Consider the following 24373-nt stretch of genomic DNA (forward strand, 5'->3'; position numbering starts at 1 on the left):
TTTGATACGGCCAAGCTTTTCAGCTCTGAACACCTCAGAAAAGCTTGACCGCCAACAGAGTATCTACGTTTGTTTCGGGCCAGTTATGCCTGGGGGATTTGCGCGCGCCCCCTTGGGGCATGGCACGATACCGCGCCGTACGAACAAGGCGGTCGCGCGCGCCTGTCACAGGCCATACTGGCCTGAAACAAACGTAGGAGCGAGCGCAGCTCGCGATGCGCCGCGCGGGCGGCGCTCGATTTCACAAGCGCCATACTGATCAAGCCCTACGCTCACCAGCCTCACAACAACCCCAAAACACCTAGAAGGAGCCATGCACCCGCACAACCACCCCCAAGAACTCGCAGCCTTCCTCGCACAACAAGGCCGGGTAATTACTGTTCAATGCCTTCAGATACCGCTGCCCACCCTCCTCGGCCAATTCACGAAAAATCGCCGGTTTACCTGGCTGACGCGCAATCACCAGACGCCCAGGTACAGCTTGCGCCCCAGGGTCCACCAGCATTCGCATGCCCTGCGGCACACTGCGGCCACTGATAGCACTCATCGCATCATTTTCCACCGTCAGCCAGAACGCCTTCCCCTGAGCCAGGTAATCGGTCTGCTCGAACTCAGCAGGCTCCGCGATCTGGGCACCACCTAGCTGATCCCAACTCAACACCGGATAGCGGAAACATACGATGTATTGCATCAGGTCCAGGTCATCATCATCGTCATCCACCTCGTAGGCACCGCGCTCCTCGCCGACCTGGCCCTGAACGCGCAACTGCAAGCTGACGTGGTAATGAGGCATGCCAATCTCGACGAACGTGCGGTTCATCGACTCGATCTTCGGCTGACGCCTTTTGTTCACCCAATGCCCCACGCTGCCTTGAGACACGCCAACGCGCTCGGCAAGCTGCTCTTGGGTAAGCCCTAGCTCCTCCATCCGGTCACGGACGAGGGCAATCCATTTATCCATATTCATCGCTGGCACGATACGGACTGCCTTCTGGCGCTCAATAAACATTCAGTATTATTTCTTGGTGGCAATTCAAATACTACAGGTATTAGTATCGGCCTGATCCCTTTCCTTACTGGCATTAGCAGGTATCAGGATGAAACTACCGAAAAACGACGAAACAGATCTCGACAGCGAAGCCGCCCGCCGCGCCCTCGACTACTACCTAAACCCCAACCCGCCACGCCCGACGCTGGACAACAAGATCTGGACCCTGCACGAAGGCGTGACCAGCGAGCAGGCCCAGGAACACGCCATCGCCCTGCTGCGCTGCGCTGCGGCCACCGCACAGGAAACCGCCACGCACCAGCACGGCAGCCAGCGCGAGCTGACCTTCGCGCTGATGCACATGATGGACATGGCACGCGCGCTGCTGGAGCACAAGCAACATGAAGACCGGGGTTTGTAAACGGAAGGGAGAGCACGTGATGGCCGCGTAACGGCAAAGGCCCCGATTGCCGGGACAAGGAAGCGCACCGGTAAAACTTTTTTACCGGAATGATGAAAATTCATTTGACTGGCAAATGATAACGATTATTATTGCACTCAGCTGATCGCGAGATCTGCTGGATAACCTGAAAGCTTAGGTCGCTTTCAGATTATCTCCTCATCAGGCTAATCACGGTTTTTGACCCGGCTTTTTGCCGGGTCTTTTTTTTTGGCTCTTCAGGCTAATGAAGATCGTGATGGCGCGCATGGTAGCAAATGTGTTTCAGGGCGTGAACGCTCATTACAAAACTTTGCGCAATCAGCACTTGAGAATCAATCTCGTTTCGCCTACGCTGAAAACGCATCACGGAAGATGCCCCCACCCCTTCCCCTTTGTAGCGCAAGGAGCCGGTCATGACCCGTCTGCTGCTGCCCCTCGAACACCCCACCGCGGTCAATGAGCCTGATGCCGAAAATGCCCTGCTGCACGCGCTGAAGCGGCTGCCACGCCGGGTGCAGCAAGTGATGCTGCTGAGCCGCCTCGACCAGCTGGACTTCGCCAGCATTGCCACCCGCCTTGACCTGCCACTGGCCACTGTCGAACGCAACATGGACCAGGCCCTGATGGCCGGGCGCCCGCGCCGGGACGTGCTGGCAAGCGTGGCCAGCCAATGGTACGTGCGCTTGCAGAGCCCCCAGGTGACCGCATGCGAGCGCATCGACTTCCGCCGCTGGCTGGACGCAGATGCCGCGAACTTACAGGCGTTTCACCAAACGGAATTACGCTGGCGCAGCCTGCTGGCGCCGGCGCGCCAGCTTGGCCAGGATGGTTGGTACCGGCAAGGCCGGGCGGCGCTGTCGCTAGGCGGCTGCTCGGTAGCGGTCGGGGCTGGCCTGGCGGCGTTACTGGTGTGGGCGTGGTGCAGCTGATGCCCGCTGCCGGTTCACTTCAGGCCCGCCGCCGCAGCCCTTCTGAAGCCTGCCCCCTCAGCCCATTACGCTGCCAATGAAATTCGCCAGCTCCGCCGTACGCGGCGCGGCGAATACATCACGTGGGTGACCGGTTTCGTGAACCTTGCCGTGGTGCATGAACACCAGCTTGTCACCCACTTCCCGGGCAAAGCGCATTTCATGGGTCACCATGATCAAGGTCATGCCTTCCTTGGCCAATTGCCGCACAACGCCGAGCACTTCGTTGACCAGTTCCGGGTCGAGCGCCGAGGTGATCTCGTCGCACAGCAAAACCTTGGGCGACATCGCCAGGGCGCGGGCGATAGCCACCCGTTGCTGCTGCCCGCCAGAGAGGCGGTCCGGGTAGGCGTCGAACTTGTCGCCCAGGCCAACCCTGGCCAGCATTTGCTCAGCCAGTTGGCGGGCCTGGGCCTTGCTCGTCTTCTTCACCACCTGCGGCGCGAGCATGACGTTCTCGCCCACCGTCAGGTGCGGGAACAGGTTGAACTGCTGGAACACCATGCCGACTTTCTGCCGCAGCGTGCGCAGGTCGGCGCGCGCGGCATCCAGGTACTCGCCATCCACTTCGATCACGCCGTCACTGATCGACTCCAGGCCGTTGAGCGTACGCAGGAAGGTACTTTTGCCGGAACCGCTACGGCCGATGATGGCGACCACCTCACCCTCTTCGATGCTCAGGTCTACGCCCTTGAGCACGTGGTTGTCGCCATAGTACTTGTGCAACGCGGACACTCTAAGCAGGGGCATGCAGCCTCCTTTCCAGGTAACGGGCGCTCAGCGAGAGCGGGTAGCAGAGCATGAAATAACCCACGGCCACCAAGCCGTAGATCAGGAAGGGCTCGAAGGTGGCGTTGGCGAGCATGCCGCCGGTCTTGGTCAGCTCGGTGAAGCCGATGATCGAAGTGACCGCCGTGCCTTTGACCACCTGCACCGAGAAACCGACGGTAGGTGCCACGGCAATCCGCAGCGCCTGCGGCAGGATCACGTAACGCATTTGCTCCAGCCGGGTCATGGCCAGGCTGCCGGAGGCTTCCCACTGGCCACGTGGAATGGCCTCGACGCAGCCGCGCCAGGTTTCGGCGAGAAAGGCACTGGTGAACAACGTCAAGGCGATGGCCGCCGCCATCCAGGCCGAAATATCGACGCCGAACAGGGCAATGCCGAAAAACACCATGAACAACTGCATCAGCAGTGGCGTGCCCTGAAATAGCTCGATATAGCCCTTGGCGGCCCCGCGCAGCACGAAGTTGTCAGAGAGGCGCGCCAGCAGCACCAGCAGGCCGGCGACGCCACCGCAGATGAACGCCACCAGCGACAGCAGCAGGGTCCACTGCATGCCAACCAGCAAGTTGCGGACGATGTCCCATAAGGTGAACTCCATTCATCGTCTCCCCATCAGAAAGCGCTGCCCGAACCACAGCAGCAGCTGGCGTACTGCAATGGCCATGATCAGGTACAGGCCCGTGGTCAGCAGGTAAGTCTCGAACGCCCGGAAATTGCGCGACTGAATGAAGTTGGCTGCGAACGACAATTCTTCGGTGGCGATCTGCGAACAAACCGCCGAGCCCAGCATGACGATCACGATCTGGCTCGAGAGGGCCGGCCAGACTTTGGCCAGCGCCGGTTGCAGGACCACATGGCGAAACGCCTCGGCGCGGCTCATGGCCAGTGCCGCCGCCGCCTCCAGTTGCCCTTTGGGAATGGCCTGGATACCGGCGCGGATGATTTCGGTGGAATAGGCACCCAGGTTGATCACCATGGCCAGCACCGCGGCTTGCCATTCCGTCAGGCGCACCCCCAACGCGGGCAAGCCAAAGAAGATGAAGAACAGCTGCACGATGAAGGGCGTGTTACGGATCAGCTCCACGTACACGCCGAACAGCACATCGAACGGTTTGAGCCGCCAGGCACGCGCCACAGCGCCAAGTACGCCCAGGGCTACCCCGAACAGGGTGCCCACTGCGGTCAGCTGGAGCGTGAACAACGCCCCCTTGAGCAGCAGGTCGCCTTGGGCCAGCACGGGCGCGAAATCGAATTGATAGGCCATCAGTCAGCGAATCCAGGGGCAATTCAGAGGTCGGCCGGCAATGGTTGCTTCAACCATTTTTCAGCATTGCGGTTGAGGCTCCCGTCTGCCTTGGCGGCATCGAGGGTGGCATTGACCTTGGCCAGCAAGGCAGGCTCCTGCTTGGCCAGCCCGACGTACACGGGCGAGTCCTTGAGCTTGACCTTCATCACCGGCACCTTGGCCGGGTTCTTCTCGGCGATGACAGCCATCACCACGCTGCCGCTGGCAATCAGTTCAACCTGGCCAGACAGGTACGCTGCGATAGTGGAGTTATTGTCCTCGAACCGCTTGATGACCGCGCCTTTGGGGGCAACCGCTGTCAGTTCCATGTCCTCGATCGAGCCGCGGGTCACGCTGATGGTCTTGCCGGCAATGGCACCGATGTCGCTGATCGACGTCTGCTCCGGCCCGAACACGGCCAGGTAGAACGGCGCATAAGGGCGGGAGAAATCGATCACGGCTTCGCGCTCGGCATTCTTGCCCAGGCTGGAGATCACCAGGTCGACCTTGCCCGTGGTGAGGAACGGGATGCGGTTGGTGCTGTTGACGGGCGTGAGGGCCAGCTTGACGCCCAGCTTGTCCGCCAACAACTGCGCAGTGTCGATGTCCAGGCCGCGGGGCTTGAGGTCGGGGCCGACCGAGCCGAACGGTGGAAAGTCCTGAGGCACGGCCACTTTGAGCACACCACGGGCAGTGATGTCGGCCAGGGCGTCGGCCTGGGCATGGGCAGCGCCCAGTGCGCCACCACACAGCAGCGTCGCCAGCAACAGGGAGCGGATGTTTTTCATGGGAAAGCCTCGGGGTATGCAGAAGGTCGTTAGCGCTGAAACTGCACAGCCCGTGCCAGCATTGGCGCCTGGCCCCGGAAAAGCCCGGGGCATGCGGCTGTTCGCGGTCTTACTGGTCTGAACAGTCAGCCCGCCAGCGATGGCCGCGCCCCGCTTTCGTGCAGCCTGCCCTGCACTTGCGCCAGCACGGAGCGAGGCTTGCCAGACACCCGGTAAAGCCTTTACAAAGCGCAGACCGCTTCCCAACTGGTCTGAACAGATGCTCGACACGCTCCCCCGCGCCGTTCCGGAAATAGCCTTGCAGGCCATTCGCAAGCTGATCGAGGCAGGCGACTATCAACCCGGCGATGCCCTACCCTCGCAACGCGACCTGGCCGAGCAGTTGGGCATCAGCCGTGCGTCGCTGCGCGAAGCGCTGTCGTCGTTGAGTGCGCTGGGGCTGGTGAGCGTGCAACCGGGCAAGGGCGTTTTCGTGCAGGCGCCCTCGGCACCCCCGGCGGCCACGTTCTCATGGCCATACGCCGAACAGGTATCGGCGGTGGACACCTTCCAGTTGCGCTATGCCTTGGAGGGGTTCGCGGCAGGCCTGGCTGCCCTGTACCTGACCGGTGCGGATATCGATGCGCTGGAGGCGAATGTCGAGGCGATGCGCCAGGAGCTGCGTGCCGGCCGTTTCGACGCCGCCGCCCGCCTCGACTACGCCTTCCACCGGCGCCTGCTGGAGGCCAGCGGCAACCTGGCGATGCTGCAGGTGATCACCGCCAGCCAGGACATTTTCCTGGAAAGCCAGAAACTGCCCTTCATTCGCCCCGAGCGGGCCATGGAAACCTGGCAAGAACACCGCAAGATCCTGCGCCAGCTGGCCCGTGGCAACCAGGCCGGTGCACAGCGTGCCATGCAGGAGCATATCCGCAATGCGGCTGCCCGTACCGGTGTGGTATTTGCGGCCTGAAACCCGGCCGCCGCCCTATTCCGGGCGGCTGCCCAACTCGCCATTGTGCAGGGCGATCTTGATCGCCTGAGCCGTGGTTGCCACACCCAGGCGCTACCGCTCCGCACGCAGGTGACTGTACGCGGTGCGTCAGGCGTCGACCGCTTGCCCATCCCCCCATAGTGCCAAGGCCACCTGCATCGCCACTTCGGCTACGCCGCAGGTCATCGCCCGGAGGTTTCTTTCAACAGGGCGGCCGCGGCCAGCTTGCCAAGGTTGTTGCCCGCAAGCGGGCTGTCGCCGGTGAGCAACTTGCGGTCCTGGTACACCTTGCCAGTAATGTCCTGGTTGATGATCTCTACCCCCAAGGCCCGCAGCTTTTCACCAAACTTCCAGGTCAGGTGCCCCGGCATGTAGCCGATATCCGGGGTTTGCGCATCCAGCGCGTCAGGGAACGCACAGATCTTGTAGCCGCTGAACCTGTAGTTTTCCGCCGTTTTACCCACGCCCGCGGCCAACAGTGCCGCGGGGCCATGGCACAGCGAAATGATGAATTTATCGTGGTCGGCCGCCCACTCCAGCACCTGTTTGACCTCGCTGCTTTCCGGCAAGCCGATCAGTGCACCGTGCCCCCCGGGAATGAACACGCCGATGTAGTCGGAGTCATCACCCAAGCCCTTGACGACCTCTGCCAGCTTCAGCGGCTGCCTGAATGACGCCTGGTACTTGCGGTAAAACGCTTGTACCTCCTGGTCTTCCGAGGGCATGGCCCAGAATTCGAACTTGACCGGGTTGCCCGACACCGTGGCGATATCGAAAGCGAAGCCCGCCTTGTCCATGTGGTACATGGGCAACAAGGTTTCTACCGGGTGGTTGCCTGTCGAGAAGAGGGTGCCATTGGCAGTTTGCAGGTAGCGCTCATCGGCACCGATGACCAGAACCTTCCAGCGGCCACCTTTGTACGCACCAGGGTACTCGGCATCGCTCAGGTCAGAGGTGGGCGAAGTGTATTGGCTCAACGAATACGGTGAGGGGAAAAACGCGCCCACCTCAGCAGGGTCTGGGGTTGGGCGTTTGTCTTCAGTTGCAGTGGTCATCGCGTACTCCTCGATAAAGGTTGACGTCGATGACCATCCTAGGCCCCGCCCCACGTTCCAGCAATGCGGGTTTTCCCTTAATGGCGCGCTACCTCAGGCCGGGTCAGAGCTGAAACCGGCGTACCTGCCCCTGCAGTGAATTGCCCAAATCGGCCAACTCCAGGCTGGCCGTGCTGGTCTGTTCGCTGGCGGTTTGCGCCTGCTCGGTAATGTCGCGTACGTTCAGCACATTACGATTGATTTCTTCGGCGACGGCACCCTGCTGTTCGGCAGCCGCCGCGATTTGCTGGGTCATGCCCTGAATGCCACTGATGCTGTGGGTGATGTTGTCCAGCGCAATGCCTGCATCGCGGGCCAGTTGCACGCTCTCGCCGGTCAGGCCGCGGCTGGTTTCCATGCGCTGCACGGCTTGCAACGTGCCCGCGCGCAGGGCTGCGATCAGTTGTTCGATGTCTTCGGTTGAGCGCTGGGTGCGCTGCGCCAGGGCACGCACCTCGTCCGCTACCACGGCAAAGCCACGGCCGGCCTCGCCTGCCCGCGCGGCCTCGATCGCCGCGTTCAATGCCAGCAGGTTGGTTTGTTCGGCCACCGCCTTGATCACGTCGAGCATACTGCCAATGCGCCCGCTTTCTTCAGCCAGCGTGCTCACCGCTGCGCTGGTCAGCTCCACCTCGGCAGACAGGTTTTCGATGCGCGCAATTGCGCTTTTGACGATGTCGCCGCCACTGACAGCATCCTGCGCCGCCTGGTTGACCGAGCGCGCGGTTTCGACCGCGTTGCGGGCCACATCCTGCACCGAGGTGGTCATTTCGTGCATGGCCGCAGCCACCTGCTCGGTTTCCTGCATCTGCTCGGTAGCACCTGCCTGCGTCTGCCGGGTAATCGCCGACAGCTCTTCGGTGGCGCTGGCGATCTGCGTCGCCCCATCACCGATATGCCCAACCAGTTGTCGCAAGCTGCCGGTCATGTGCTGCAAGCCATCTTGCAACTTGCCGATTTCGTCTTTGCGCGAGCCCGTGGGGAAGACGCTGAGGTCACCCTCGGCAATGCGCCGCACCCGGGCCAACGCTTCGCGCAGGGGTGGCACGATCTGCCGCGTGATCAACACTGCTGCCAGCCCGCCCAGCAGCAGCGCCAGCACCAGGCAACTGATCAGCGTCCACGCCGCATCACGGGTATCGTCCTGGCGCATCTGCATCTGCTGGTCGTACAGGTCCTGGCTGGTCTGCAGCAATGCATCACCCTGCTTCTGGATGTCCTTGAGCAGGGTGTCGATGCGGGTCAACGCCGCGCGGTGAGTGTCCAGCGAGGCCCGGTAGGCGGTAACGGATTGCGTCAGCTCATTGAGCAGGCTTGCACGCGAGCCCTGCAGAACATCCCCCAGGGTTTGCGACGCGGTCAGTGTCGCGTCAACGGCCTTGGCCGCAGCAGCGTACTGCTTGCCATTGCCACCGTAGGTGTAGCCACGGGTTTCAAAGCGCGCGTACAGAAATTGCATCTGCAGGTCGTTTACCGCCTTGTAGAGTGCCTGGTCACGCAAGCCGTTCTGTTCACCCGTCAGGCTGTCGAGCTCATCCAGGCGCTTGAGTGCGCTGTCGCCGCTGCTGCGGCGTACCGCCCGCGACTGCTCGATCTGCTCATAGGCCTGGCCCAAGGATTCAATACCCCGCTGGTAGGTGGCCAGGTATTCCGCCAGCGAGGCAATCCGCCGTGCATTCTCGGCATTGGCAAAAAACCCTTGCAGCTCGACCAGGTGCTGCCCAACTTCGACGATCTTGTCCTGCAAAACCTTGGCAGCCTGGGCGTCGCCTTCACTTTGCAGGTAAGCCGAACGGTCCAGGCGCATCTTGGATATGTCGTCCATCAGCCGGTTGACCGCACTCATGCGGTCCATCCGGTAGGACAAGCTGCTGATGGCGCTCCAGCCTGCGCCAATGCTCAAAACCACCAACAGCAATAGCAGGCCGAAGCCGATCATCAGCTTCTTGGCGACAGTGAGGTGGGTTAGCCAGTTATTCATATCATTGCATCCTTGAACGATGTCGCTGCCAGGTCGCGATGTAATGAATGCGAATGGGCAGCTGGGCGCGCCGCCCAAGCGATAAAGCGGACCGGGCTGGGCTCAGGCGATATTTGAGGCAGCTCGAGAGCGTGACAGGGCCATATAAATCAATCAAATGCAAATATCGAAGCAATTGTTGCGAATGGGGAATTAATAGCGGCTATTTACAGCGTTTCCCTAGTGCCTGCATCCGATCAGGGCAGGCTTTCACTGCATGGCCTTTTGACGCTATTTTGCTGAGGTGCCGCTTTACGTCAGGCGCTTGAACATCATAGGAATACCGTCATGCGCACCATTTGGTTCTTGTTACTCCCGGGCACACACATTCTGGACCTCGGCGGGCCGCTGCAGATCATGGCCAGCCTGGAAGAGCTCCGGTTGGCGCCGGTCAGCGTCCGTTGCATCGCAGCCAGACAACAGATGAGCAGCTATCAAGGTGTGACCTTGAGCGGCTTGCATCCCCTGCCCGAACAGCTTTCGCCCGAAGATATGCTGTTCGTGGTCGGCAACAAGCTGTCTACCAGCCCCAGCGACGCTGCGACCATGGCCGCAACCGCGCAGTGGCTGGCGAACGTGATGGGGCAAACCCCAGACGTGCAACTGTGTTCCATCTGCACCGGCGCGTTCCTGCTGGGCGAAGCCGGGCTGCTGAACGGCCGTGAATGCACCACCCATCACCGCTATGTCGGCTTGCTGCAGGCACGCTACCCAAAAGCCAAGGTGCTGGAAAATCGCCTTTTCGTGGAGGACGACGGTGTGTTCACCTCGGCGGGCGTGTCCAGCGGTACCGACCTGGCCTTGCATATCGTGTCGCTGCACTTCGGCAAAGCCGTGGCCAACCAGGTGGCCCAGGAACTGGTGATCTACCGTCGCCGTGCTGGCGAAGATGTGCAACTGCGCGCGGCCGACCTGGCACGCAACCACATCCACCCGCTGGTACACGCGGCCCAGGACTATATCGACACGCACCTGGGCAGCAGTTTCAGCTTCGAACAACTGGCCAGCCAGTTCAATGTCAGCTACCGGCACCTGGCACGCCTGTTTCGCGAGAACACGGGGCAAACCCTGCAGGACTACCTGCGCGCCCAACGCATCGACCTGGCCCGTGACCTGTTACGCGGCAGCCGCCTGAATGTGGAACAAATCGCCGAACGTTGCGGTTACGGCAGCAGCCATGCCTTTCGCCTGGCCTGGCGGCGGGAAATGCCGCAACCGCCGCTGCAGTTTCGCAGCGTGATCACCCAGGACAACACCTAGTATCAGCGACCACTGACGGTGGGCGTGGCGAAACTGTCTGTGAAAAACGCTACCACAGCCTTGCGCGACGCCTCCCGGGCTGTTGGGTCCGGTGCCGAACGCCCCAAGCCGCCCTGGCCACGGTGCAGGAACGGGTCCTTGTATTCCTGCGCGGCTTCCAGGCCATTGAAGCCATGCTCGGCACCGGGGTAGACCAGCACCTTTGCCCGTGCCTGGTCTTCGGCTGGCAGGCTTGCAACCAGTTTGGTGCAAGCCTTGGGGTCATCATCGTACTGGTCCTTTTCACCGACCAGCACCAGCAGGCGGGCCGGCGCCAGGTGCTTCAAGTCATAGCCTGGCACACGGTTGTATCCCCAGCACACGGGATAGAACGCTGCCAAGGCTACGGGGCGCACCCCAGAGGCCTGTTGCAACTCATCGTCGATGGACGCAGACGCGGCGAGCATGGCCTGGGCGCCACCCCATGAAAACCCGAGCACCCCTACCCGCTCGCTATCGACCCCTGGCTGATTGGCCAGATAAGACAAGGCGCCCGCCAGGTCCGGCAAGGTATCGTGAACCCGGGGCGGCCGCCCCTGTGCGCCGCCAGCCAGCCGGCGCGCGCCCCACATGTCCAGTTCCAGCGTGGCGATGCCGCGGGCATTGAGGTCGGCCGCGTGCAACGGCCCGCGTGAGTCCATCCCCGCCGAGCCGTGCAATATCACCACAGCCGGTGCTGGCCCGGCCTGGTTGGCCGGCATGGAGAGCACCGCTGGCACCCTGATCGGTTTCAGTTTGCCGGCAGAAGGCAGGGGCTGGCTGTAGAACGAAACGAGCCGCTTGCTGACGCTGGCCACAGTCTCGCCAGCGTCGGATGCAACCTCAGCCTGGGCCGCTGCCAACGGCAGCGCACACCCCAATAACAGGCTGATGGCCAATTTTTTATACATTTAACGACTCCTGAACGCCCCAACGGGCTTTTATTGCTGCTGTTTCACAAAGAACGGACGCCCGTCTCAGCCGCACATCGCCATCGCTGCCACACCCTCGATGGGCCAGCGGCCAAGCGCCAACGGGTCCAGCACCACCATTGCGATCAGCACACAGCAACCCAAGCCGAACGCCACGGCATAACCGCGCACTTGCCGGGCGGTGCACGCGCCATACACCGCGACCAGGGCGAGCAATTGCATGCCCACGGCAAACACCCCAATGGAGAACCCGGAAGCGAGCAGTTCAGCCATTGGCGACCACACTGCGGGGGCGGCCCGACGCTGCCTGTACCGCGGGTTGGAAGGCCACGGCATCGAAGGCCTGTTGCAGGTCGGCCTTGATATCGCTCACCCGCTCCAGGCCGACGCACAGCCTGATCAACCCGTCGGAAATGCCGGCGTGGCGCCGCGCTTGCGCATCCAGGCGGCCATGGGTGGTGCTGGCCGGGTGCGTGACCATGCTGCGGGTATCACCAATATTGGTGCAGCGCGCCACGCACTGCAGTTGATCGATCCATTGCCAGGCCGCTGCCTGGCCGCCGAAGATCTCGAAACTCAGCAAGCCGCCATGGCCATCCTGTTGCCTGCACGCCAAGGCATGCTGAGGGTGTTGCGCCAGGCCGGTGTAATGCACAGCGCTCACCAGGGGTTGTTCGCCAAGCCACTGGGCCAGCTCCAGGGCGCCCTGTTGCACCCGCAGCATGCGGATTTCGAGGGTTTCCAGGCTTTTCAGCAACAACCAGGCATTGAACGGGCTGCAGGAAATACCCAACGTGCGCAACACGCCCCTCAACACCTGCATCAGGCTCTTGGAACCGGTCACTACACCGGCCAGCGCACGCCCCTGGCCGTCCATGTACTTGCCCGCCGAATGGATGACCAAGTCCGCACCCAGGCTGTGCGGGCGCTGGAGCACCGGCGTCAACAGGGTGTTGTCCACCACGACCAGCGCATCCTTGGCGTGCGCCAGAAGGCTGATGGCACGGATGTCACCAATTTTCAGCAGCGGATTGGAGGGGGATTCCAGCACCACCAGGCGGGTCTTGTCGTCGATCGCCTGCTGCCACTGGCCCAGGTCGGTAAGGTCGACGAACCGCGCCTCGATGCCGAACCGCGCCATGTAAACGCTGAAGGCACTGGCGGTGGTACCGAACACATCGCGGCTGCAGACAATGTTGTCACCCTGCTGCAGGAACCCATGGCACAGCGCGGTGAACGCGCCCATCCCGGAAGCGAACGCCACCGCATCTTCGGCTTGTTCGAGCGCCGCCACGCGGCCTTCGAAGGCTTGCACCGTGGGGTTGGTGAAGCGGCTGTACACATTACCCTGCTGTTGCCCGCTGAAACGTTCTGCAGCCTCTTGCGCCGACGCAAAGGTATAAGCAGACGTCATGGCCAATGGCTCGCAGAAAACATCGGACAAATCGCTGACCCGATTGCTGTGCAGCGCCGAAGTTGCGTCAAAGCCGTCCAGGCCAATCGCAGACGATTGCATGGTGCATCTCCTTGTTTGCATTGAACAATGCGCAGTTGATCGGGGGCTATTCCGCTTCAGCCACTGGCGGGGCCGAGGCTTCTGCGGCCACGCGTGCCGAAACCAGCCACAGGGAAGCCAGTGCAGCCATCACGGTGGCCGTCGCCAGGCCAACCAGGGTCAACTGGTAGCTTTGATGCCGGTCGAAATCCAGGGCGCCGAGCTGTGTGGCCAGCAACGCACCCAGCTGGTGTACAAGGAACAGCAGGCCAAACACCTTGCCTTTGATTTCGGCGCCATACAGGGCAAAGCAGAATGCTGACGTGAGCACCACCGTACCCAGGTAACTGGCACCGAACAGCACCGCAAACAGGTAGGTACCCAGCGGCCCAGGTGTGGTCAGCAGGACGATCACCGCCGCCGTACGCAGCAGGTAGAACATCATCAGCAGCAGCCCTTTGTTGTAACGGGTAGCCAGCCACCCAGCCATCAGGCCACTGACCAGTTCCAGCACACCCAGCAAGCTCAGGCCGCTGGCCTGTACCGAGCTAGGCAGCCCCTCGCCCTGCCAGAACGACACCAGGTGCACGTCGATGAACGCCATGGTGGCCCCACAGCTGGCGAAGCTGAGGGCCAATACGAAGAACCGCGAATCACGCCACAGAAACGCGACCGAGTGCTTGACCAGCGCCGCCTGCGGGTCGGGCTTGAGCGCAACGGTGCGCGCCACCCAGTACAGCGCCAGGCTCAACGGCACCAGGAAGATCAGGCCGACCCAGGAGAACACCGGCTGCCAGCCCACGCGCTGCTGCAGCATGATCCACAGCGGCGAAAGCACGATGAAGCCGATCGACGTGCCATTGGTCACGAAAGCGAAGGCGAAGGCCTTGAAACGCTCTGCGACCAGGCGATCGACCAGAATGCCCATGGGTACGTAGGTCATCGCGGCAAGGGCGAAGGCACCCAGCAGGCCATACAACAGGGTGAACAGCATCAGCTGGCTGCCGACCAAGGTCACCCCCAGCAGCACCACCCCTGCACTTACGCTGCCCAGGGCAACCGTGCTCAGCGGCCCAACCCGGTCGCTCAGCCAACCCACCACCGGCGACACCAGGCCAATGGTCAGCACGAACAAAGAACCTGCCGTGGCCAAGGCTGCACGCCCGCCACCAAAGTGCGTGGCCAGGTCGACGAAGTACACTTGGTACAGCCCTTTCAGGGCGCTGGACAGGAACATCACCACGAAGCCGACTACCAGCACCGAGACGATCAGGGTTGAGCTGAATTTCTGTTTCATGGCCAATCCTCTGCGCGGGGTATTACACCGCTTCGGCCTGGGGAGCCCGGCAATACACCTGGTACATGTTTTCGTACATCGCGTAGAACAGCTGGCAGGTGTGATCTACCGCTTGCAACGCCTCTTGTTGCATCTGGGCCGTGGTGCACAGCTGCGAAACCAGATCCAGGCCTTCGTTGACGTGGCCAACGTCTTCCTTCTGGTGCACGGAGAAGAACAGCAAGTCGTGCTCGGTCAGGCCGTACGCCCGGCCGAGCAGCACGTGACGTGCATCACCGGCAACGGTCTCGAGGTTTTGCCCCTCGCTGGCGATCATCACCGCGGCAGCCCCCACGTGGTAACGCGCCGGGTCACGTACCGCCTGCAGGCGGTAGTCGATCAGCTCCCAGGTGGCCGGCAGCGGTTGCTCGGCATCACGCTCGGCATCGCTGATGCCCAGTGCACGCAAGAAATTCTGCATGAGCACCACATGGTTATCGGTACGCGAGAGCCGCCCGGTCTCCTCCTCGAAGCAGTTGGTGATCAGCGCGCGCTTGTGGGCAGGCAGCGGGCAATGGAAGAACAGGTGCTCGACATAAGTCAGGAAGTACTTGGTGAGTTGGTAACCTTGCAACGCGACCTTGCGCAGCAGCGGCTTGTTGCCTTCAGGTGAAAGCAGGGCTTCGAAGATCGGGTGAGACAGCGTCAGGTGGTGGTGCAGTTTCTGTTCCAGCTGATCGCGAAAGGCTGCAGTCGACAAGGCCATGGTGGCGTTCCTTGAATGATGGAAAAGGGGGCCCTTGGCGGCGATGGCCGCAGGCGAAGGATTGAGGGCGCTTCAGCTCAGGTTGAGTCGCTGGGCCAGGCTTTGTACTGACTGGGCCATGTAGTGGCCGCGGTGCTTCACACCGTTGACCCGCGCGTAGTCGTCGAGCACGCCGTAGGTCTGAAACCCGAAACGTTGCCATAGGCGGTGGGCACGGGTGCCTTCGCGTACGTCCAAGGTCAGCAGTTCGATACCCTTCGCCTGGCACAGCCGCACGATTTCCGCGAAGGCCCGGGCCACCAGCCCGGAGCCCCGGTAGTCTGGGTGTACCACGCCTTTGCTCAGGTCAGCGATATGGCGGCAGTTGGGCATGCTGCTACGGGACAGGATGACCAGGCACGCCGCGCCGGCAGGTGCACGGCCGAGCAAAGCGTAGGTATGCCCGCCCTCGATACGTGCCTGCAACGCCGCGGCGAAATCGACACCCTGGTCGACCGACATCGCCTGCTCGTAGCCCAGCACCCCGCCATCCTCAACCGTGCTGTTGATGAGCGTCATGATGTCCAGTGCAACAGTACGGTCAGCCCGTTGTAGCCATTGCAACTGCGCCTCGGTGGAAACTTGTGGCGCCAAGGAGAGGGAGGTGTTCATGGTGAAATCCCGTGTACGTTCAGGCAGGGATTTAACCGTTTAGGTGTAACGTGGAGTAAGCAGGCAATCGGACAGAAACCGGAAAGATAGTGACAACCCTCAACCTGCCCGGGAACCGCGGCGCAGACGCTGTGCTGCACCGCGCCGCCTGCTCGGCGCGCAGGGTCGCGCACCCGCCCGGTGCCGTGGCATTTTTCAAACGATCCCTGCGCCCCTGCGAACCCGCCTTACAGCCGGGCCTCAAGCGGCTGCTGCAGCAACCCACGGGGTAACTGGAAGCCGTTGAACGGTTCCTGGGTAATGGGGTTGAACGCTTTTTCAGCGCTGAGCCGGTAGCGCATCACGCCATCACCGGTGCTGAAGCTCAGGTCCACGCTGGTTGCGGTTCGCCCATTGAGCGAACCGCGGCTGAGCAAGCGGAACATCGACCAGGGGCCGCGGTACTCCAGGCGGCTGCTACTGCCGTTCTGCCTGAGCAGGGTCAGGTTACTGCGCACGTGCCGGCCAAGCGTGTTCGGCCAGATGATGCCGGTGAGCTGCCGCGGGCCATGGGTGTAGGCAATCAGCTGGCCGTCAAGGTCCAGCAGGCTGGTGCGCTGGTTAGCGCTGAGCCCCAGCGGCTCGATGCTGAACTGCACGCTCAGGTTGCCACGCTGGTCGAAGAAGGTTTCGCGAATGCGGTTGGCCTGCGCCAACTGCTCGATCACATCGCTGCGGATCAGCGACTGCCCTTGCGGGCCGGCGCGCAGCGCCTCGAGGTTGTCGTGCAGGAATGCCTTCAGGTATTGATCACTGAAGCGCTGCAACCGCCCCTGCGGCCCGAAGAACGCCTCGAAGTCATCCAGCGATGCATCCGGCGCCCTGGCCACGAAAGGGTAACGCCCGGCAAGGCGCTGCTGGAAGAAGCTGTAGACCTCGGTGTCCCAACGCCGCTCCAGTTCGCGCAGGGCTTCGATGTGCAGCACCCGGGCGGTTTCATCGGCCACTTTCCTGGCGTGGTGATTGAGCGGTTCAGGCAAGCCGGTGGCCACCCGTTGCAGGGTGCCGATCGGGTCTGGGCCGGTCATTGCAAAGCGCTGCTGCACCGCTTGCAGGGCGGCCTTGCCCCGGTCTGGGCTGCCCTGCACGGCCTTGGCGTAATCGTGCACGGCCACCATGGCCGCCAGCACTTCATCGTAATAGCTTGGCTTGTCTTGCGTTGCATGCAGCATCCCGTTCAGCCCCGCAAAAGCCCGCTGGATGGCCCAGGCCTGCTGGCGCTCAAGCTCGCTGCCCTTGGGCATGAGCGTGTCGCTGGCGCTGCCCGTGTCGGGTACCTCAGCCGATGACAGCGAAGTGTTTTCCTTCACCGTAGCCAGCAGCCGATGCCACGGCGCCGCGGGCCCGGTCAGCTGCTGCAGGACCATTACGCCATGTTCGAGGTCGTGAAAATCCGCCACCGAAACGGCATTCAATGCATGCCGCCAGCTGTTTATGTAGTCGGTGCTATACAGGTTGCGCAGACGCTCGCTCAACACCACCCGGTCAGCGTCCGAGTACTCCAGCTGGCTGCGCTCACCCAGCGCCCACTGGTCGATCATCGCCATGTCGGCGAAGCTTTGGCTGCGGGGCTCGAAGTACTCTTTGAAACCCTTGGCGGTGTGTATCGGCGCCAGTCGCACATCCTCGCCGCTGGCCCCAGCCGAGCGCTGGTACACCACGTCGAACGCGGGGCCGACCTGCTGACGCAAATCCAGGCCCGTGAGCAGGTGTTCCTGAGCCTGCTGCTTGAGCCCGGCATATACCCGCTCCGGTAACGGCACCTTGCGCAACGCCGCCTGCACCACGGCGATACGCTGGCGGTACTGCGGCAACTCGGTGTCGGCATAGGCCAAGGCGTACTTCAGGTGGCGCATGAGGTCGCGCTGCAGCTGCCCTTGGCCAGGAAACTGTTGCTGCCACTGGCGGGCCATCCATGTCTCGACCCACTCAGGCCGCCGGTTCTGGCGGTCTTCCAGCATACGGTAAACCCGCAGGGCAGCCATTTGCCGTTCACTGCCAGGCGTAGCGGCTTCCATGGCGTCGAGCACGCCACTGGCCAAGGCCGGCAGGAATCGCCTGGAGAGCAAGCTGAGGTAAGCCTCATCGACACGCGGGCCAATGATACGCCCCTGGTAGAGGCCTAGATCGGAAACACCCGGCCAGGCGGCGCGGTAGTCGCCAAACACTGAAACCGCATCGCGGATCTGGTCCAGCGGCTCCAGCAGGTTGCGCCCGGTCGGGTCCAGGCGCTGATCCACCTGGTGGTGGCTGTACTCCCGGCTTTTGGCGAGCACGTTGGCGGCCTTGGCGCCATTGATGTCGAAAAAGCGCTGCCAGCTGGCTACGGCAACACAGAAAGCCAGCATGCCTACACCCGAGCCGACCCATAACAACCGGCGCTTGCTGCGCGCCACCTTGATGTTGTCTCCGGCAAGCCCCGCCTCCTTGTAGATGACACGCCGGAACGCATGCTGGATGAAGTAGGCAAACGCTTTGCCTTGCGCTTTGCCCTCCAGCAACGGAAGCGCTGTGTTGTAGGGCTGGGCTGACTCGCGCACGAAGGCGTTGAGCACGTCCCCTTGCTGAATGACCGAAGACCAGTACACCCCCCGCACCAAGGCGGGGGTGGTGTAACGGTCACTCGCCAGCGTTTCTTTCAGGAAACCCAGCAGTATCGGGCGCAAGCCGATCAACTGGGCATGCAACGAGAACAGCCGCGCGCGCTGCGGCGCACTGGCCAAGGTATCGAGTCGATCCACCACCTGCTCGAACAGCCGATTGAGCAACTGCTGGTAATGATCGCCATACTCCTGCAGCCAGGCATCGAAGGTGCCGACCGTATCCAGCTTGAAGGTGAAGCCCAGCATGTTTTCCCGCAGGTCGACGGGAAGGCCCCCATAGAGCTGGTCGAAGCCGTCCAGCAGGTCGAATTTACTCAGTACCACATACAACGGCAGGCGCGAGCCCAACTGGCTGCTGACTTCGTACAGCCGCGTGCGCAGCCTGTGGGCCAAGGCAACACGCTGCTCGGGCGTACCCTGCAGTAACGCAGGCAGGTCCACGACCAGCACCATGCCATTGAGTGCCCGCTGGCTGCGATTGTGCACCAGCCAACCCAGCAGGTGCTGCCAGAGCCTGGCGGGGGCAGCCGGTGGCACCTGCGAGGCACCTGGCGCCCCGGCGAGCGAGCCTGCCGGCGAGTCCTGCCTGATAAAGGCCCCGGGCGGGTCGATGATCACCGCCTCGTTGCTGACCCACCAGCCTATCGGGAAGGCCAGCGCCTGCACCTGTGTACCCCGCGCCTGCACCTTGTCGATCCGGGTCAGGGAAAAGCTTTGCTCCGTACGGTCGATGAAACTGGACTTGCCCGCATGCTGGTCGCCTATCACCAGGTACCAGGGCAATCGGTACAGGGCACGCCGCCCTCCCGCACTGCCGAGCAATCGCGCCAGCCCTTGGTCCAAGGCGTTTTCCTGGGCCCGAAGCAACGGCAATACGCTGTCCAGCTCTGCGGCCGCCGCCTCGTTGCGCTCTGCCTGAAGGCGCACGTAGCGCCTGCGCAGCACCAACAGCCAGCACAGCAGCGGCACCAGCACGAGCACCAGGCTGGCCAGACTGCGGTGCGCGATGCTGGCAAGCGGATGCTGTTCACGCCATGCCCACTGTGGGCCTAGCCACCAGATGGCGACCAGCATCAGCACGCTGCCCAGCAGAAGCAGCACAGGCATGGCCAGGCCGACTCGAGTCGCCAGGGGCAAAAGCCAACGTTTCAATAGCGTCCATCGTTGATTCATGGCGGGTCCTAGTCCTTGTTCTGATCGGCCAACGCATCAGGGGCGGCATGCTGTTGCAGGCGTTTGAACACCTCCGGCTCCCAGGCACTGGCCATGGTTTGCTGCATGGTTCGGGCAACGCTGGCGCACAGGTCCTGGGCCAGCCACGAGACGCCGCGCGCGGCCAGCAGATCGGCCGCGATCACGGTGGTGTGGCAGCGCTCACGCGGCGCGCGAATATCTGCCTGCATGGCCTGGAGCCTGAGCAAAACCGGCTCTACCCCACCGCTTTCCAACTGGCTGACAAGTTCTTCGCGCAGGCCCACGAACTCTTGCGCCGTTTCAGCTTGCGGTTGCTGGCCTGCGCCTTTGAGCCAGGCCATGCACTGGTCGTCCAGAAACGCCGTGCCGTCGCTGAAGCACAACTGCTGCAGGGCGGGGATACGCTGGACGAACCGGGCAGTCGCTGCGCGGATGGCTTCGGCCACCTCAGGCATTGCCAACCGTGTGGCGGTGGTGGCCGCAAGCAAGCTGCCGCGCATCCAGAAGGGGCAAGCCGACACGCTTTTTTCGATCCGCTGCAGCAGCGCCGCGTCGAATACGCTGCCGGCAATGGCCTCTTCATAATCGCCGGCGATCTCCAGCGGCACCGCCATCAGCTCGGTGCGGTGACCTTGCCCCGCCTGAGGCGCGGCCTGGATGTGAGCCCACAAGCCGAAGCGACGCAACTGATACCCCGCTGGGTCGTAGGGGTCCTGCTGGTTGATCAGCTCAGCCATGCTCAGCACCGCCCTTCGTGATTCACGCTCGTTGCCTAGCGACACGCGGGGCATGGGTGTGGCGATGACTTCGGCCAGTGGCGCGGGCTTGATGACGGGCGCCGAAGCCCTGGCCGCAGCAGGCTCGCCTGCGCCACTCGCCCGTTCCGAGTGCTTGCGTAGCAGCCGCGCCATATCATCGAGCATGGCGTCGTCCAGCAGGGCCACGGCTTGCAGCTGTTGCAGCCGCAGCAGCGCCTGTTGCGCCCCGGCCGCATGCGCAGGGCTATAGGTGAAACGGTCCAGGCGCGGCAGGGCTTCGTTCAAGCGGTTGAGCACCAAGCCAACCAGCTTGCGCTTACCCAGGTAACCCTTGGGCCCTGGCTTGGGATAAGCCGTCTCCCAGTAGCGCTCGACCATGCCGGCCAGCAAGGTCAACGTGAGCGCCCAGCGTTCCCAACAAGCACTGCGAAGCCATGCGGCACTCAGGTGTGCCACGATGCGCAGATGCTTGCACTGTTGCTCCAGGTACTGGCGCGACGCTTCCTCGATGTACACCCAATCGATAGTGGCCTCCTGCAGGCCACCCAGCTTGACCATTTCCTGGTCGATGGCCTGGTAGGTCTCATCCTCCACATCGAACAGGCCGGCCGGTGCTTGCGCGTCGATGGCTGTGAGCAACCGGGCGATTTCCTGTGCATTGACCTCGGCTACCAGCGACATGCCTTGCGCACCTCGCCGATAAGCCGGTCAAGCCCCTGAGCGTCGAAGACCAACCCGCCAACGGCAGGGTTTTCGCTGTGCACCTGGATGCGCCGGGCCCCGATCAGCTGCCTGATCTGTTCGATTCCGGGCAGGCCGCGGCCGGCATCGAGCACCTGACCGTTCTCCGTCACCTGCCAGGGGGTTGCGGCGGTGGCGCCACGCTCCCCCTGCAAGCGCACCGTCAGCCGGCTGGCATCCACGGGGTGTGCGGCGATCAGTTGCAACCGCGAGATGTTCTGCAAACAGCTGATTACCAGGTAGGGGTGCGGTGCAGCCGAAGCGATTGCGGGTGCAGAAATCGTCAGCCCCTCGTCTTCACGCGTGAGCCGGAACGTCAAATCGTCGGGATTTCGGCCTGTTTCATAGGCCAGCACCCGACGCACCGTGGGTGAGTCCTGCTCCGGTGCCGACCACTGCGCGGCCACGCGGTGCACAGGTGTTCCGGCGGATTGATCGAAACAGGCCAGGCGCTCAACGTTGGATACGATGCGCGAGCAATTCTGATCGGCATGCACTGGCAGTGGCATGCAATTGATTATCAGAAAAAGACCTGCGCCAGAGGTATGTTTCGCCAGGCATCGCAATTAAATTCCCTCTCGATAGTACATATGCCCTGTACCAGCTCCGCTGATATTTAAACGCAATCACGAGCACTCTTACCCGCGAGTGGCAAGAGACTAGCTCATAAAAAATCGCAAATACAAACAAATATTTTTTTACACTTTGACCCTCGACTGAATAACAATTTCAGGCGCAAGGTTTTTACGCAAGAGGCAATGACTGCCCCGCTCTTGTTTATATCGTAATCAAGTCTGAAGGAAATTTCCTACAAACTAAATCAGAACTCGCGAACAACTATCAGGGACTTCCCACACAAACCAAGGAGAGATTCTGCGATGGCAAAGCCCACAGGATCGGTTGCACCCAAAGAACGAATCAACATCCGATACGTGCCCGCCACAGGTGATGAACAGGCCGAAGTAGAGCTGCCGCACAAGATGCTGGTGATGGGCGATTTCGGCCTGGATGACGCCCGCGCGCTGGAAGACCGAACGGTCATGCGCATCGATAAACACACCTTCAACAATGTGTTGAATGACGCCGACGTCAGACTGGCCATGTCGGTGCCCTCCATGCTCACCACGGCTGCCGACGCGGAGCTGGCGGTTCATCTGCAGTTCAGGTCGCTCAATGACTTCGCACCAGACGGTATCGCCCGCCAGGTACCGGAGCTGAGCAAGCTGCTGGAGCTTCGCGAAGCGCTGGTGGCGCTGAAAGGCCCACTGGGCAACGTGCCCGCGTTCCGCAAGCAACTGCAGCACCTGCTGAGCAACGAGCAGGCCCGCAAGCAACTCGCCGAAGAGTTGAACCTGGTGCTTGAGGCGCCAAAAGAAGACTGAGACAACGGAGCGTCCCATGGCAAAATCAACCAGCACTCCCCTCGCCGCTGAACGGTCGGGCGAAGCATTGAGCAACGCCACGTTGCTCGACCAGATCATGGCCGAAACCAAACTGGTGCCCGCACAAGAGGGCTATCAAGTTGCTCGCCAAGGTGTATCGGCCTTTATTGCCGAAATACTCAAAAGCAATGATCCAGATCAACTCATCAACAAACACCGCGTCGATCAGATGATTGCAGAGCTGGACCGGGTGCTCAGCCGGCAGATGGATACCATCCTCCATCAACCGGCATTCCAGGAACTTGAATCTTCATGGCGCAGCCTCAAACTGCTGGTCGACCGCACAGACTTCCGCGAGAACATCAAGCTTGAAGTATTGCATGTCAGCAAAGACGACCTGCTCGATGACTTTGAGAATGCGGCCGATATTACCTGCAGCGGTATGTACAAACACGTTTACACCGCAGGTTATGGGCAATTCGGTGGTGAGCCGGTAGCGGCCATGTTGGGCAACTACCACTTCGGCCCCGCTGCCACAGACATCAAACTGTTGAGTTACATGGCGTCTGTCGGTGCCATGGCGCACGCCCCCTTCCTTGCCGCCCCCGCACCCGATTTCTTCAATTTGAGCAGCTTTGAAGAGCTGCCCAACCTGAAGGAGATCAAAGACATCTTCGCAGGGCCACGGCATGCCAAGTGGCGCGCCTTCCGCGAAAGCGAAGACGCTCGACACGTTGCGCTGACCGGGCCACGTTTCATGCTCCGCTCGGCCTACCACCCTCAGGAACAGCCGATCAAAACCTTCAACTACGAGGAAAACATCGACGGGCGACACGACAACTACCTGTGGGGCAACTCCGCTTTCCTGCTGGCCAGCTGCATCAACGACAGCTTTGCCCGCTACCGGTGGTGCCCGAACATCATTGGCCCGCAGTCCGGTGGCGCCGTCGAGGACCTGCCCGTGCATCTGTATGAGGCGCTGGGGCAACTGCAAGCGAAAATTCCAACCGAGGTGCTGATATCCGACCGCAAGGAATTCGAGCTGGCCGAAGAAGGCTTCATCGCCTTGACCATGCGCAAGGACAGCGACAACGCCGCGTTCTTCTCGGCCAATTCGGTCCAGAAACCGAAGCAGTTCCCCAAGACGCCGGAAGGCCTGCAGGCCCAAACCAACTACAAGCTGGGCACGCAACTGCCCTACTTGTTCATCGTCAATCGCCTGGCCCATTACATCAAGGTGCTGCAGCGCGAGCAGATCGGCAGCTGGAAGGAACGCCGCGATCTTGAGTCCGAGCTGAACAAATGGATCAGGCAGTACGTCGCCGACCAGGAAAACCCTTCGGCCGATGTGCGCAGCCGTCGCCCATTGCGGGCCGCGAAGGTCGTGGTTTCGGACGTTGTCGGGGATCCGGGCTGGTACCAGGTCTCGCTCGCCGTGCGCCCGCACTTCAAATACATGGGCGCAAATTTCGAGATCTCGCTGGTTGGCCGGCTTGATACCGAATGAGTGGTTTTTTCAATCGCTTGGTGACGGACCCGTCTGTTACCCGCACGCCTTCCCGGCAAGAAAACGCTGCCGAAAAGATTGCCGCCATCAAGCGCCACCTGGAAACGCTACTCAATGCACGTCAGGGCTGCTCACAAAGCAGCCCTGAACTGGGCCTGCATGACTTCAACGGGCATGCCACAAGCAGTGGCGACCTGTTGAAGCAAGTGAGTGCCGACATACGCCGCACCATTCAGCGCTTCGAGCCGCGCGTGCACGTGCGCGCGCTCAAGGCCATGCCCGCGTGTCACGCCCCGCTGGAGCTGCATTTCAGGCTGGACTGCCAGGTGCAGGTCAACAACCACCACGAGCAGCTGCAACTGGAGCTGCTGGTCAACGGCCATAGCCGCCATACCCGAGTGAGGTGA

General features: G+C 62.0%; 23 protein-coding genes. 7 read left to right on the plus strand and 16 right to left on the minus strand.

The genetic code is table 11. The annotated features are described in order from the left end of the window. Nucleotides 1-301: 301 nt before the first annotated feature. Complete coding sequence (locus QME24_RS08360) at nt 302-1009, minus strand: LexA family transcriptional regulator (RefSeq protein ID WP_054905696.1); 708 nt, start codon at nt 1007-1009, stop codon at nt 302-304. A gap of 88 nt (nt 1010-1097) precedes the next feature. Here QME24_RS08360 and QME24_RS08365 point away from each other — a divergent pair, with 88 nt between their 5' ends. Together QME24_RS08365 and QME24_RS08370 are read left to right on the plus strand one after the other, a co-directional pair. After that, entirely contained in the window at nt 1098-1409 is a 312-nt protein-coding gene (locus tag QME24_RS08365) for a hypothetical protein (protein ID WP_054905697.1), read from the plus strand. Nucleotides 1410-1843: 434 nt separating this feature from the next. Continuing rightward, entirely contained in the window at nt 1844-2359 is a 516-nt protein-coding gene (locus tag QME24_RS08370) for a DUF4880 domain-containing protein (RefSeq protein ID WP_192439842.1), read from the plus strand. A gap of 57 nt (nt 2360-2416) precedes the next feature. Here the strand turns inward: QME24_RS08370 and QME24_RS08375 are convergent, their stop codons facing one another. The 4 genes from QME24_RS08375 to QME24_RS08390 are packed head-to-tail and all read right to left on the minus strand — an operon-like array spanning nt 2417 to nt 5257. Beyond that, the gene (locus tag QME24_RS08375) at nt 2417-3148 is read right to left on the minus strand and encodes an amino acid ABC transporter ATP-binding protein (RefSeq protein ID WP_009686366.1); all 732 of its coding nucleotides are present in this window, start codon (nt 3146-3148) and stop codon (nt 2417-2419) included. After that, nucleotides 3135-3782 (minus strand): amino acid ABC transporter permease, encoded by a 648-nt coding sequence (locus tag QME24_RS08380; RefSeq protein WP_009686365.1) that lies wholly within the window; start codon nt 3780-3782, stop codon nt 3135-3137. The genes QME24_RS08375 and QME24_RS08380 overlap by 14 nt, the downstream gene beginning before the upstream one ends. Further along, nucleotides 3783-4448 (minus strand): amino acid ABC transporter permease, encoded by a 666-nt coding sequence (locus QME24_RS08385; RefSeq protein WP_009686364.1) that lies wholly within the window; start codon nt 4446-4448, stop codon nt 3783-3785. It lies immediately after the preceding gene. 23 nt (nt 4449-4471) lie between these two features. Continuing rightward, nucleotides 4472-5257 (minus strand): transporter substrate-binding domain-containing protein, encoded by a 786-nt coding sequence (locus QME24_RS08390; protein WP_054905699.1) that lies wholly within the window; start codon nt 5255-5257, stop codon nt 4472-4474. Between the two features lie 259 nt (nt 5258-5516). Between QME24_RS08390 and QME24_RS08395 the strand changes: the two genes are divergently transcribed. After that, entirely contained in the window at nt 5517-6209 is a 693-nt protein-coding gene (locus tag QME24_RS08395) for a FadR/GntR family transcriptional regulator (RefSeq protein WP_029887434.1), read from the plus strand. A gap of 203 nt (nt 6210-6412) precedes the next feature. Here QME24_RS08395 and hchA read toward each other — a convergent pair whose 3' ends face one another. Both hchA and QME24_RS08405 read right to left on the minus strand, forming a co-directional pair. Then, on the minus strand, nt 6413-7285 hold the full coding sequence (hchA, locus tag QME24_RS08400) for a glyoxalase III HchA (RefSeq protein ID WP_054905700.1): 873 nt from the start codon (nt 7283-7285) through the stop codon (nt 6413-6415). A 103-nt stretch (nt 7286-7388) separates the two neighbouring features. Beyond that, nucleotides 7389-9305, minus strand: coding sequence for a methyl-accepting chemotaxis protein (locus QME24_RS08405; protein WP_280091255.1), 1917 nt, complete (start codon nt 9303-9305; stop codon nt 7389-7391). A gap of 327 nt (nt 9306-9632) precedes the next feature. Between QME24_RS08405 and QME24_RS08410 the strand changes: the two genes are divergently transcribed. Beyond that, nucleotides 9633-10604: a helix-turn-helix domain-containing protein gene (locus tag QME24_RS08410; RefSeq protein WP_054905702.1), complete on the plus strand. Its 972-nt coding sequence runs from the start codon at nt 9633-9635 to the stop codon at nt 10602-10604. 2 nt (nt 10605-10606) lie between these two features. Here the strand turns inward: QME24_RS08410 and QME24_RS08415 are convergent, their stop codons facing one another. From QME24_RS08415 to vasI, 9 genes are all read right to left on the minus strand, one after another. Further along, the gene (locus QME24_RS08415; protein ID WP_054905703.1) at nt 10607-11533 is read right to left on the minus strand and encodes a dienelactone hydrolase family protein; all 927 of its coding nucleotides are present in this window, start codon (nt 11531-11533) and stop codon (nt 10607-10609) included. A gap of 66 nt (nt 11534-11599) precedes the next feature. Beyond that, entirely contained in the window at nt 11600-11827 is a 228-nt protein-coding gene (locus tag QME24_RS08420) for a hypothetical protein (protein ID WP_029887440.1), read from the minus strand. Beyond that, nucleotides 11820-13070, minus strand: coding sequence for an aminotransferase class I/II-fold pyridoxal phosphate-dependent enzyme (locus tag QME24_RS08425; RefSeq protein ID WP_054905704.1), 1251 nt, complete (start codon nt 13068-13070; stop codon nt 11820-11822). Before QME24_RS08425 ends, QME24_RS08420 begins: the two co-directional genes overlap by 8 nt. A gap of 46 nt (nt 13071-13116) precedes the next feature. Next, nucleotides 13117-14346, minus strand: a complete 1230-nt coding sequence (locus QME24_RS08430) for an MFS transporter (protein WP_054905705.1) — start codon at nt 14344-14346, stop codon at nt 13117-13119. A gap of 22 nt (nt 14347-14368) precedes the next feature. After that, a complete protein-coding gene (locus QME24_RS08435; RefSeq protein WP_009686353.1) occupies nt 14369-15091 on the minus strand; it encodes an iron-containing redox enzyme family protein in 723 nt (240 codons plus the stop codon). A gap of 72 nt (nt 15092-15163) precedes the next feature. Then, the gene (locus tag QME24_RS08440) at nt 15164-15742 is read right to left on the minus strand and encodes a GNAT family N-acetyltransferase (protein ID WP_054905706.1); all 579 of its coding nucleotides are present in this window, start codon (nt 15740-15742) and stop codon (nt 15164-15166) included. 227 nt (nt 15743-15969) lie between these two features. Further along, nucleotides 15970-19557, minus strand: coding sequence for a type VI secretion system membrane subunit TssM (gene tssM / locus QME24_RS08445; RefSeq protein WP_280091254.1), 3588 nt, complete (start codon nt 19555-19557; stop codon nt 15970-15972). Between the two features lie 8 nt (nt 19558-19565). Then, nucleotides 19566-21017, minus strand: a complete 1452-nt coding sequence (gene tssA, locus QME24_RS08450) for a type VI secretion system protein TssA (RefSeq protein WP_192439840.1) — start codon at nt 21015-21017, stop codon at nt 19566-19568. Then, entirely contained in the window at nt 21005-21586 is a 582-nt protein-coding gene (vasI, locus tag QME24_RS08455) for a type VI secretion system-associated protein VasI (protein WP_082414713.1), read from the minus strand. The genes tssA and vasI overlap by 13 nt, the downstream gene beginning before the upstream one ends. Nucleotides 21587-21955: 369 nt before the next feature. On the opposite strand from vasI, the gene tssB reads away from it, so the two are divergent. Genes tssB through tssE form a run of 3 tightly spaced genes read left to right on the plus strand, consistent with a single transcriptional unit; the run spans nt 21956 to nt 24373 of the window. Then, entirely contained in the window at nt 21956-22459 is a 504-nt protein-coding gene (gene tssB, locus QME24_RS08460; protein ID WP_009686347.1) for a type VI secretion system contractile sheath small subunit, read from the plus strand. A gap of 16 nt (nt 22460-22475) precedes the next feature. Next, nucleotides 22476-23966 carry a type VI secretion system contractile sheath large subunit gene (gene tssC, locus QME24_RS08465; RefSeq protein ID WP_280091262.1) on the plus strand — a complete coding sequence of 497 codons (1491 nt, stop codon included), beginning with the start codon at nt 22476-22478 and terminating at the stop codon, nt 23964-23966. Next, a complete protein-coding gene (gene tssE / locus QME24_RS08470) occupies nt 23963-24373 on the plus strand; it encodes a type VI secretion system baseplate subunit TssE (protein ID WP_009686345.1) in 411 nt (136 codons plus the stop codon). Before tssC ends, tssE begins: the two co-directional genes overlap by 4 nt.

Source organism: Pseudomonas sp. PARCl1 (assembly GCF_947311875.1).
In the GTDB taxonomy this organism is placed as follows: domain Bacteria; phylum Pseudomonadota; class Gammaproteobacteria; order Pseudomonadales; family Pseudomonadaceae; genus Aquipseudomonas; species Aquipseudomonas juntendi.